A 12,060-nucleotide genomic window follows, 5' to 3' on the forward strand; every position below is an offset into this window, starting at 1 on the left:
ACTATGAATTACTGAGATTTTACTGCCAACGTTGATTTTATTTTATTTCTATTGGCTATATCCATAATATATACCACGTGTTTCATTTCTACATCTTGGTCTGATCGTATGGTAATTGTTGGTGAATCTGTACTGCCCACTTTTGCAAGTACTTCAGCTTCTAACTGATCTTTTGACACCTCTTTCAAATCGACAAAATATTGTATGTCCTTATTGACACTCACTGACACATTTTTTGTTTGTGTCGTCTTACTTGTCGATTTAGGTAACAATAAATCTATAGCCTCAGCAGAAACGAGTGTAGATGCAATCATAAAAAAGATAAGTAGCAGAAATACAATATCTGTCATCGACGACATATTGAATTCTGGTGTTACTTTATTTCTTCCTCTTAATTTCATAATTTATGATTTAGCTCGGTTCATTTAAAAGGTCTAAAAACTCTAATGAATTGGCTTCCATTTGATACACCACTTTATCCGTTCTAACCACCAAATGATTGTATGAGATATAGGCGATGATCCCAACAATTAAACCGCCTACGGTCGTTGTCATTGCGGTATACAAGCCATCCGCTAATGTTTTAATATCTATAGACCCGCCTGAATTTGCGATTTCAAATATGGAGAGTATCATTCCAATAACTGTTCCAAGAAACCCAATCATTGGTGCAGCCCCCGAAATTGTCGCTAAAACACTCACATTTTTCTCTAAGTTATAGATTTCTAATCGCCCGGCATTTTCAATAGCTGTATTGATATCTTCAAGTGGTTTTCCTATTCTAGAAATACCTTTACTAATTAATCTTGATACCGGAGAATTTGACTGAGAGCACAGGTTTTGAGCAGAGTCAATTTTACCATTACTCACATAGTCTCTAATTTGATTCATAAAATTAGCATCTACTTTTGAAGCTTCTTTGATGGCAAGAATCCGTTCAAAATAGATATAAATTGCAACAATCATTAGTACTATTAAGATTGTTATAATAATTATTCCTGCTGTTCCACCTGTAGTCACTAACTCTATAATGGACAATGTTTTTTTAACCGATTCTCCTTCTGCACCTTGTGCAGAGTCTTGCAAAAATGTACTTATCATATGTTGGGGTTTATTAAATGTATAACGTTATTTTTCTGTGTAGCGTATGTTTAAAATAAAGTTCTTGTAAAAAAGAAAACACCTGTTCCTGCTATAAAACCTATAAATGCCAACCAAGAAATCTTTTTGAGGTACCGAGAAGAAATCAATTTTCTCCATGCCCATAGCAACCACTCCAGCAGCCGATCCTATAATTAACATACTACCACCTGTTCCCGCAGAGTAAGCTATAAAATGCCACAATTCGTTATCCATGGGCTCAGAAAACATCCCTAAACTAGCGGCTACCAATGGTACATTGTCAATAATTGCAGAACCTATACCCAATAAAATAATGACCAAATCTGAGACTCCCGAATGATGTAATTCGGTACCTAACATGGGTACATTTTCTTGTAGAGATGATGCAAAACCAAACAGGGTTCCTAAAGATTCTAAAGCTGCAACCGCCATTAAAATTCCTAAGAAGAATAAAATACTTGGTAATTCTATTTTAGACAACGAATGGTGTACTGGACTGTGATGTGCATGCGCTGCACTTACTTCATCATCTATTTCTGTTAAACTAAATTTAGACGAACTATAAATTTCTGCAAAAATAGCTACTACCCCTAGAGATAACATCATACCTACATAAGGTGGTAAATGGGTCACCATCTTAAAAACCGGAACAAAAACAATAGCCCCTAAACCTAGGTATAACATGGTTGAACTATAACGACTTTTAGCCTTTTCTGTAGCACTGTTATCCATGTCCAATTCGCCTTTAAAAGCGGGAAGAAAAGAAGCTATTAGTGTTGGTAAAAGCATACACACCAATGATGGTAATAATAAGTAACCAAATAAATGTCCTGTAGAAACCTTATTTCCAATCCAAAGCATTGTCGTTGTTACATCTCCTATTGGTGAAAAAGCACCGCCCGCATTTGCTGCAATAATGATTAAACCAGCAAACCAAATACGAACGCTTCTGTCCTTTACAACTTTTTGAAGAATTGAAATTAAAACAATAGTTGCTGTTAAGTTATCGATAATAGCAGATAAGATAAAGGCTAAAAAAGCAAATACCCATAAAATCTTACTCTTCTTTTTAGTTTTAATAAAGTTTTTTATGGTGGAAAAACCATCGAAATAATCAATAATTTCTACAATGGTCATAGCCCCTAACAAGAACACTAAAATTTCGGCTGTTTTTCCTAAGTGATGCAAGAGTGTTTCTTCCATTAAATGCATCTTTTCTTCATGTCCTAAAGCAGGAAAATTATCGACTAAAGCATGTTTAGCAGAATCAAACCAATTTGGAAACGTATCTATTCCTAATGAAATAAGAGCCCAACTTATAGCCATCATGACCAATGCGGGAATCAATTTATCTATTTTAATACTGTGTTCTAATGTAATGGCCAAATAGCCAAAAACAAATACAAGAATGATTACTGTTTCCATAGTTTTATACGAGTTGTGTTAGTGCAATTTCAAATGCTGTTTTACTTAATTCTGTGGTCTTTGGGTTTTTATCGTAAACCTTTTGAATGGCCTTTTTAATAATATTTGAGGTATCACTAAAAATCGCTTCATCCGTCATTTGTACTTTACGTTCCATAAAGTACGCGAAAACTCTTGCCATACCACAATTTGATATAAAATCGGGAATCAGGCTCACTCTTTCATCTGTATGTTCCATGATGCTACCAAAGAAAATTTCTTTATCTGCAAATGGCACATTTGCTCCGCAAGATATGACTTCCAATCCGGTCTCAATTAGTTGATTAATCTGATCTTGTGTTATTAATCGCGACGCTGCACAAGGCGCAAAAATTTCAGTTTGAAGTGACCAAATGCGCTCATTCATTTCAGCAAAAGGAATCATATTATCGGTTGCTAAAGTGTTTCCGTTTTTGGTTAAAAAGAAATTGGTTATTTCTTCAAAAGAAAATCCTTTCTCATTTATAACCCCTCCGGAGATATCGATGATACCTACAACTTTAGCTCCCATTTGTGCCAAGTAATAAGCTGCGGCAGAACCCACGTTACCAAACCCCTGAACAACAGCGCGTTTCCCTACTATACTGCCGTCATAAATTTCATAATAATGCCTCACTGCTTCTGCAACCCCATAACCCGTAATCATATCTGCTATAGTATATTTCCGTGCGACATCCGGTGAAAACCCAGGGTTTTCAATCACTTTAATGACTCCTTGGCGTAATTGGCCAATACGATTAATTTTATCTGCTTCAGTAGGTTGAAAATGTCCGTTAAAAACACCTTCTTGAGGATGCCAAACTCCGGATGCTTCGGTAATTGGAATAACTTCGTGGATTTCATCGACATTTAAATCACCGCCTGTGCCATAATAACTCTTAAGCAATGGAGACACCGCCTTATACCAGCGTTCTAAAACACCTTTTTTTCTTGGGTCTTTCGGATCAAAATTAATTCCGGATTTGGCACCACCAATAGCAGGCCCGGACACAGTGAATTTCACTTCCATCGTTTTAGCAAGCGATAAAACTTCGTTTATATCAAGCCCTTTACGCATTCTTGTTCCTCCACCTGCGGCACCACCGCGAAGTGAATTGATCACAGTCCACCCTTCAGCTTCAGTTTCGGGATCTTTCCAATTGAATACTATTTCACGGCTCTTTATTTTCGTACTTTTTTAATAATTCTTTCATTTAAATGCTATTGAATCTGCTTTAACTTTTTTTGATTTAATTTTCGAAATGGATGAAGAATAGCTAAAGTTGATTCATGTGAGAAGATATTTTATTGTTTAGATTCGACAAATATAAAAAACAAAAAATAGCTTTAAAAAGTAAAGTTCTCTTTTATTCTTAAATTGTGATTTTATGCGCGTTATGGCTCATATATCATACCTGAAGCATGATCTTTTACCGCACCTGTTACACTACTTAAACAATTATTTTCACCACGCCATTTCAAAACGCCTAAAAAACCAAAAATTAAGGCTTCTTTAAATTCTATAATCTCCTGAGAGGGAATAATGATTTGATTTTTACTTAATCGTTTAATCCTATCCATTAAAAACAAATTGAAAACGCCGCCACCAGTGATTAAAACCTTAGCGTTAGGTTTTTGGTTTATCACTTCTGCAATTTGAATGGCAATATGCTCAACATAGGTTCTTAACACATCTTTTACAGTAAGCGCATAGCGCTCCATTAAAGGAAATATAACCTCATTTACCCATTCTAGCCCCGGAGACTTTGGGTGTGATTCCTTGTAAAAAGTTAGATCATTTAGTTTGCTTAACAGCGCTGTGTTTATTTCGCCTTCAGACGCGACTCTTCCTTCGGCATCATAGCTAAATCCTAAAGTAGAGATGTATTTATTTAAAACAATATTCACCGGACAAATATCAAAAGCAATACGTTTTGACTGCGTCTTAGTCGAAACATTTGCAAAACCACCTAAATTAACACAATAATCATACTTCGAAAACAGTAGTTCATCTCCAATTGGAACTAACGGGGCACCTTGTCCCCCAAGAGCAACGTCTTGAACTCTAAAATCACAAATCACCCTCTGTTTTAACTTTTTAACTAACAAGGGCAAATTTCCAATTTGATAGGTTAGTTGCCGGTCAGGTTGGTGTAACGCCGTGTGCCCATGAGAACAGACGGCATCAATAGTATCTATATTATGTTTTAAAATAAATTGATTGATAACATCAGCCAAATACTCTGTATAATATTGATCAATTAAATAGAGCTCTTCTTTGGTGTGATTTATTAAAGTTTTCAATTCAAGCTGCCACTTCTCAGAATAAGGAATGGTTTCGGCAACATTAATTTTAAACGTCCATTTATTATTAAATGTGAAAGTAACTAACGCCAAATCAATTCCGTCTAATGATGTTCCCGACATTACCCCAATTATATGGTATTCATTTTTTATCATATAAAGTAAAAATAGCAATATCTATTGAAAAAAAACTAATTAACCGTTATCTTTGCACTCTTATTTTATAAAATTAACAATTAACGAGATTATGGATTTTAGCCTTACCGAAGAACATTTAATGCTGCGCGATGCCGCTCGCGATTTTGCGCAAACCGAATTATTACCTGGTGTTATAGAACGTGACAATAAACAAGAATTTCCCCAAGAATTAGTACGTAAAATGGGTGAATTAGGGTTTATGGGTATTATGGTTGATCCTAAATATGGGGGAAGCGGAATGGATGCCACATCGTACGTTCTTATTATGGAAGAGTTGTCTAAAATTGATGCCTCGGCTTCGGTAATTGTTTCGGTAAACAACTCTTTAGTATGCTATGGACTAGAAACCTACGGTAATGAAGCACAAAAACAAAAATACTTAACAAAACTGGCCACTGGTGAATTTGTTGGCGCGTTTTGTTTAAGTGAACCTGAAGCGGGTAGTGATGCGACGTCTCAAAAAACAACTGCTATAGATAAAGGAGATCACTACGTTTTAAACGGAACTAAAAACTGGATTACTAATGGTGGTCGAAGTGATGTTTATTTAGTCATCGCACAAACCGATAGAGATAAAGGACATAAGGGCATCAATGCTTTTATTGTTGAAAAGGGCATGGAAGGATTTGATGTTGGTCCTAAAGAAGACAAATTAGGAATCCGTGGGAGTGACACACATACCTTGCAATTTAACGATGTAAAAGTGCCAAAAGAAAATAGAATTGGTGAAGATGGTTTTGGCTTTAAATTCGCTATGAAAACACTGTCCGGTGGACGTATTGGTATTGCGGCTCAAGCCCTTGGAATTGCACAAGGTGCTTACGAATTAGCCCTTAAATATTCAAAAGAACGAAAGGCTTTCGGAACAGAAATTTGTAATCATCAAGCGATTGCTTTCAAATTGGCCGATATGTATACAGACATTACAGCGGCGCGCCATATGGTTATGAAAGCGGCCTGGGATAAAGATCAAGGCCATAATTATGATATGTCTAGTGCTATGGCGAAATTATATGCCTCTAAAGTAGCCATGGAACATACGGTTGAAGCTGTACAAATTCATGGTGGTAATGGTTTTGTAAAAGAATACCACGTAGAGCGTTTAATGCGAGATGCCAAAATTACTCAAATCTATGAAGGCACTTCTGAGATTCAAAAGATTGTCATTTCTAGAGGTGTTATTAAAGCCTAATAAATCAAATTATATACCTTTTAAAAGCTATTGATACATTCAATAGCTTTTTTTTGTTTATAGAATAGCCCAATTCATTAATGCCTTTTAAGCATCTACTCTGTAATTTTTGGAGTTCTATCTTTGTCGAAAATTACTTATACTTTCCTTCTTTTTCCTATTTTGCTTATTGCTTTACTATTTCCGCTATATACAACACGTTTTAACAATAACGCTATTTTTTTTTAAGCGTTTACTGTTCTTTTTTAAAATAAATGCCCCCACTTGTTAACCTTTTCATGATTTAAATATTAAGGTTAAAAGAAGTATAACAACAAATAAATAATCATGAAAATTTTAAAGAAGACAATCCTAGTATCATTGCTTTTAATGGGAACAATGAGCCATGCACAGATTTGGAAAAAACTGGGTAAAAAAGCAGAAAAAGCAGCAGAAAGAACCATAGAACGTCGAGTAGAACGCGAGACAGAAAAAAGTACAAATCGTACGTTAGATACCCTTATAGAAGCGCCAAAAAAATCAAAGAGAGAAAAACGGGGTAATCGCAAAAAAAACCGTGATAAAGAATTTTCTATTGGTGGCACTTCATCTGATTCAGAAAACAGCTCAAATACCAAGTCTCGCCCTCAAGTACATTCAAATTTTGACTTTAAAGCAGGAGATGTCGTCCTTTTTGAGGACAATTTCAGTAAAGATAATATAGGAGACTTTCCGGCAGAATGGGATACCAACGGCTCCGGAGAAATAGTTATGATAGATGGAGAAAAATGGTTCCGTCTTGCAAACAAGTCTATGTTTTTACCAATGACTTCACAAAAACTGCCTGAAAATTACACCATTGATTTTGATTTACTTACCACTGGATTGGATAACAAAACAAGTTCTCAAGCAATGCTCACCTTATTTTTATCAAATAACAATAAATATGACAAAGGGAAAAATTGGTGTATGGTTGAACTTTCGCCATGCCAATTTATTGACTCGCGTGGATCTATTGAAAAAGTAAACAACGGCTCTCGTGAAATGCGGAATGAAATTGATAAAGATTATCGTAATAGTATTAAAGGTGCATCTAAAATCTCAATAGAAGTGAATAAAACCAGAATGCGTGTTTGGCTAAATGAAAACAAAATTGTTGACACTCCAAGACTTGTACCAGATGGCATTACGAATTTCAAAATAGGTACAAGAGGCTTAAGAGATGACAGGAATTTTGATGAAATACACATTAATAATTTTAGAATAGCCAAGACTGGTCAAGATCATCGTAGTAAATTGTTAACCGAAGGAAAACTGTCTACAAACGCCATTCTCTTTAATACCGGTTCAGCAACCATTAAAAGCGGTAGTGAAGCCATTTTAAAAGAAGTTGGAGAAGCTATGCAAAGTGTTCCCGACATGCGAATACTAATTATAGGCCACACAGATTCCGATGGAAACTTAGTTAAGAATCAGAAACTTTCAGAAGAAAGAGCAAAATCTGTCAGATCTGCTTTGGTTACCAAATTTGGAATTAATAGCGCTAGGATACAAACTGAGGGTAAAGGAGCGTCTAATCCAATAGCAGATAACTCCTCTGCAACAGGGAAAGAACAAAACCGTAGGGTAGAATTTTTAAAACTATAGATATATAAACGAACGCTCTTTTAACTTTTTTAAACCTATTCTGCTGATAGACTTAAACCCTTACATCAGCGATATAGAACAGGTACATGCAATGGAAATTTATAACAATTATTAAGGTTTTATATTTACACAAGCCTATAATGTGAAATTAAGATCTCGTTTGATATAGAATACCTAATAGATTTTCCATTGCATGTATCTATTTTAATGAATCCATCACCAACCTAATTTCTGCATAACTAAATTTATCGTCAATTTGGTTTTTTAAATCTGAAAGGTTTTCAAATTGATGTTTAGGAATAATATCCTTTAATTCATTATAATGCCGTTCGGAAATTAAATCTGTTATTTTCACTTCGCCCGTGGGTATAAAACTAGCTAAATGTCCACTAACTGTATTTTCATTTAATTCTCGTTCATGAGCAATTTGAGAAACAGACTTCCCTTTTTTAAACAACTCTAAAGACGTTTTCTTGGTGTCTCCTTTTTTACGTTTGGTCTTCTTTTTCAAAAATCTCAACCTCGTCTGAGGTTTCAATATCATTTTCATCACAAAAGTCCCTTATAACCTTAAGAATATCGTTTCCATATTTTTCAACCCTTACTTTCCCAAAACCATTCACTTCCAATAATTGCTTTTTATTTATTGGTAATGTTTCACACATCTCATACAAAGCCTTTTGTGTAAAAACTTGAAAATGGATCAATTCTTTTTCTTTTGCTATTTCGTTACGGAGTTCTCTCAGTAGTTCAAATAACTCAACATTTGTTGTACCATCTATAACCGCTTTTCTTGGTTTCTTAGGTTTCTCCTTAGCCGTAAATACCGATTTGGCGCGTAACTCTAAAAACTGGAGCACATCAAATTTTTTATCCAGATTTGAAAAATACAATTGCTTAGTTGCCAATAACTCTTCAAACGTATCTAACTGATTATTGATGTCTTTTTCTACTGTTTTATTATCTGTAGTAAATCCAAACCCCTTATAGGGTTCAACAATTTTTTCATTTGTTTCCCTTGTAAAATAGTTAATCGCCTTAGTGAAACGGTCTTGAATATCATCACTTGATTCGGGTGTTAAACCAGTTTTAGCCAAATCTCTTAACTGCGCTTTAAATCCATTAGTCACTTTTAATAGATTAGTCACAGCGTCTTTAATTATATTTAGGGGGCCTTCTACATGCCCCTCAATACTCGTTCTATTTTTATAATAAATATCCAGGACTCTATTTAGTGGATATAATAACTTGTAAAAATCAAACAGTTCTGAAATTAAATGGAGTTGAAACTCAGATTTTGATTGTTGTAAAACCACTGCATCTGGTTGATTTTCTTCAGAGCTCTTATTAAACGAAATGACATCTCTATCACTAATAATTTGGCTAGAGCTTATTTTACTTTTCAACACGAGTCCCTCTAAACTTTTACAACGACTCAGTGCCACATAGGTTTGTCCATGTGCAAAAGCACCTTGAGCATCGATCATGGCTCTTTCAAAAGTTAATCCCTGGCTTTTATGTATGGTAATAGACCATGCCAAACGTAGCGGCATCTGCGTATATGAACCAATTTTATTTTCGGTAATAGCTTTGGATTCTGTATCCACCGTGTAGTTTATATTGTCCCAAACTTCGGAGTCGTGATAATATTAAACGCATCATCGGGACATTTCACAACAACTTCATCCTTATCTAATAAAATAACCTTACCAATCTTACCATTAAAATACCGCTTATCTATTGAACTGTCATTCTTTATAAACATGACTTGAGCCCCCACTTTCAAAACCAATTCTTCTTTATTTGGGTATGCAAACTCCGGAAATTTACCTTCAATACGCGCTGAATATTTATAAGGCTTCCCTTTTAGTTTCTCCAATGCTGTATTATTATCTCGCTCTGCTCGATTATTGTGAGTCGTTAATGATATATAACCGTCCTCTTCCCCAGGAATAAAATCTGGTTGGTATCTTTTATTGAGTTCCTTAGCAGAAGCTGCTGTTAGTGTGTTGTTCCGAATTTCATTAAGGATATTAATAAACTTAGGATTATCTTGTCTATAAATATGCTTTAATTCCACGGTGATCGCATGACATTCTTGGTAAGCCAAACTACTAAAGAAGAAGGCGTTCTTATAAAAGGGCTTTAATAGTTGCCATTCATTGTCTTTAACTACAGGTGAAAGTTGCTGCAGGTCTCCAATCATTAATACCTGTACCCCTCCGAACACTTTCGCTTTATCTCTATAGCGTCTAAGCGTTTTATCTATACCATCTAATAAATCGGCACGAACCATACTAATCTCGTCAATGACTAATAAATCAAGAGACTTTATAATATTAATTTTTGTTTTATTAAATTTTTTATTAAACCTGCAGGTACTACCCAATGTTTCATTAGGTAAAATAGGACCAAACGGCATTTGAAAAAAAGAATGAATAGTGACACCTTTAGCATTAATGGCAGCCACTCCAGTGGGAGCAACAACAACCATACGCTTTAAAGACTTCATTTTTAACCTATGTAAAAACGTGGTCTTTCCTGTACCTGCTTTACCTGTTAAAAACACATTTCGATCTGTATTATTAACAAAATCCCAAGCTAAATCTAATTCCTTATTAACCTCCATTAATTGTCCCCTATTATAGATTTTGAAGATAAGTAAATTGTAAATTATTTACGCCGCGTTTTTATGAAAATAAAAATGGTCTTATAAGTTTTCTTGTGTGTTGGCGTACCTCTATATCTTTTAAATTAAAGCTTTACAGGTATTTAAAAACTATAATTAAGATAAGATTAAATTAGTAGAAACTTCTTGAGACTAGAAAAGTATAAAACAAAAAAAAGTCCTAAACAAATACATGTTTAGGACTCTCTAAAAAAGGCGACGACCTACTCTCCCACAAATGTAGTACCATCGGCGCAAATGGGCTTAACTTCTCTGTTCGAAATGGTAAGAGGTGAGCCCCATCGCTATAATCACCTTAAATCTTTCGGCGTGTGTAGTTATATTAAATAATCTACTTACCGTATAAAATAACATATTGAAAAAAGCACGTTATACGTGATTTACATGAAAAGTATAATAATTGTATTGCACTCCACTTCTTAGCACTGAGCTTGTTGAAGTGTATAAAAAAACAGGCGTACAATAAGCCTATGGGTTATTAGTATCACTCGGCTATGACATTACTGCCTTTACACCTATGACCTATCAACGTAGTAATCTCCTACGACCCTTTAAAGAAATCTCATCTTGTGGTGGGTTTCGCGCTTATATGCTTTCAGCGCTTATCCCTTCCCAACGTAGCTACTCTGCAATGCTCCTGGCGGAACAACAGATACACCAGGAGGTTAGTCCAACTCGGTCCTCTCGTACTAGAGTCAGATCCACTCAAATTTCTAACGCCCACTGTAGATAGAGACCGAACTGTCTCACGACGTTCTGAACCCAGCTCGCGTGCCACTTTAATGGGCGAACAGCCCAACCCTTGGGACCTTCTCCAGCCCCAGGATGTGACGAGCCGACATCGAGGTGCCAAACCCCCCCGTCGATGTGAGCTCTTGGGGGAGATCAGCCTGTTATCCCCGGCGTACCTTTTATCCTTTGAGCGATGGCCCTTCCATGCGGAACCACCGGATCACTATGCTCTACTTTCGTACCTGATCGACTTGTAGGTCTCTCAGTCAAGCTCCCTTATGCCATTGCACTCTACGCACGATTACCAACCGTGCTGAGGGAACCTTTAGAAGCCTCCGTTACTCTTTTGGAGGCGACCACCCCAGTCAAACTACCCACCAAGCACTGTCCTTTCATTGAAAGTTAGACTCTAGATAAGCAAAGGGTGGTATTTCAACAATGACTCCACAACGCCTAGCGACGCCGCTTCAAAGTCTCCCACCTATCCTACACATTACTTATCCAAAACCAATACTAAGCTATAGTAAAGGTGCACGGGGTCTTTTCGTCCCACAGCGGGTAATCGGCATCTTCACCGATACTACAATTTCACCGAGCTCATGGCTGAGACAGTGTCCAGATCGTTGCACCATTCGTGCAGGTCGGAACTTACCCGACAAGGAATTTCGCTACCTTAGGACCGTTATAGTTACGGCCGCCGTTTACTGGGGCTTCATTTGATTGCTTCGCCGAAGCTAACAACTCCACTTAACCT

The 12,060-nt window shown here is 36.1% G+C and carries 8 protein-coding genes, 2 rRNA genes and 2 pseudogenes (1 of these 12 running past the window's edge); 2 read left to right on the plus strand and 10 right to left on the minus strand.

Going from position 1 to position 12,060, the window contains the following annotated elements; all coding sequences use genetic code 11:
* Positions 1-8: 8 nt before the first annotated feature.
* From N7U66_RS08040 to N7U66_RS08060, 5 genes and pseudogenes are all read right to left on the minus strand, one after another.
* The gene (locus tag N7U66_RS08040; RefSeq protein ID WP_267678024.1) at positions 9-401 is read right to left on the minus strand and encodes an ExbD/TolR family protein; all 393 of its coding nucleotides are present in this window, start codon (positions 399-401) and stop codon (positions 9-11) included.
* A 10-nt stretch (positions 402-411) separates the two neighbouring features.
* Positions 412-1,101 carry a MotA/TolQ/ExbB proton channel family protein gene (locus N7U66_RS08045; protein ID WP_267678025.1) on the minus strand — a complete coding sequence of 230 codons (690 nt, stop codon included), beginning with the start codon at positions 1,099-1,101 and terminating at the stop codon, positions 412-414.
* A gap of 50 nt (positions 1,102-1,151) precedes the next feature.
* Positions 1,152-2,547, minus strand: a pseudogene (nhaD, locus tag N7U66_RS08050) (sodium:proton antiporter NhaD).
* 4 nt (positions 2,548-2,551) lie between these two features.
* A pseudogene (locus tag N7U66_RS08055) lies at positions 2,552-3,779 on the minus strand (Glu/Leu/Phe/Val dehydrogenase dimerization domain-containing protein).
* Positions 3,780-3,960: 181 nt separating this feature from the next.
* Positions 3,961-5,025 (minus strand): anhydro-N-acetylmuramic acid kinase, encoded by a 1,065-nt coding sequence (locus tag N7U66_RS08060; RefSeq protein WP_267678026.1) that lies wholly within the window; start codon positions 5,023-5,025, stop codon positions 3,961-3,963.
* Between the two features lie 91 nt (positions 5,026-5,116).
* Between N7U66_RS08060 and N7U66_RS08065 the strand changes: the two genes are divergently transcribed.
* Both N7U66_RS08065 and N7U66_RS08070 read left to right on the plus strand, forming a co-directional pair.
* Positions 5,117-6,259 carry an acyl-CoA dehydrogenase gene (locus tag N7U66_RS08065; protein ID WP_267678027.1) on the plus strand — a complete coding sequence of 381 codons (1,143 nt, stop codon included), beginning with the start codon at positions 5,117-5,119 and terminating at the stop codon, positions 6,257-6,259.
* A 327-nt stretch (positions 6,260-6,586) separates the two neighbouring features.
* Positions 6,587-7,885, plus strand: a complete 1,299-nt coding sequence (locus N7U66_RS08070) for an OmpA family protein (RefSeq protein ID WP_267678028.1) — start codon at positions 6,587-6,589, stop codon at positions 7,883-7,885.
* Between the two features lie 199 nt (positions 7,886-8,084).
* Here N7U66_RS08070 and N7U66_RS08075 read toward each other — a convergent pair whose 3' ends face one another.
* The 5 genes from N7U66_RS08075 to N7U66_RS08100 all read right to left on the minus strand — a co-directional run.
* Positions 8,085-8,396: a helix-turn-helix domain-containing protein gene (locus tag N7U66_RS08075; RefSeq protein WP_267678029.1), complete on the minus strand. Its 312-nt coding sequence runs from the start codon at positions 8,394-8,396 to the stop codon at positions 8,085-8,087.
* The gene (locus tag N7U66_RS08080) at positions 8,374-9,492 is read right to left on the minus strand and encodes an HRDC domain-containing protein (RefSeq protein WP_313791468.1); all 1,119 of its coding nucleotides are present in this window, start codon (positions 9,490-9,492) and stop codon (positions 8,374-8,376) included. Before N7U66_RS08080 ends, N7U66_RS08075 begins: the two co-directional genes overlap by 23 nt.
* 8 nt (positions 9,493-9,500) lie before the next feature.
* Entirely contained in the window at positions 9,501-10,514 is a 1,014-nt protein-coding gene (locus tag N7U66_RS08090) for an ATP-dependent DNA helicase (protein WP_267678030.1), read from the minus strand.
* A 250-nt stretch (positions 10,515-10,764) separates the two neighbouring features.
* Positions 10,765-10,872, minus strand: a 5S ribosomal RNA gene (gene rrf, locus N7U66_RS08095).
* 160 nt (positions 10,873-11,032) lie between these two features.
* A 23S ribosomal RNA gene (locus tag N7U66_RS08100) occupies positions 11,033-12,060 on the minus strand (it continues 1,797 nt past the right edge of the window).

Origin of the sequence: Lacinutrix neustonica (genome assembly GCF_026625145.1) — a bacterium.
GTDB classification, from domain to species: domain Bacteria; phylum Bacteroidota; class Bacteroidia; order Flavobacteriales; family Flavobacteriaceae; genus Lacinutrix; species Lacinutrix neustonica.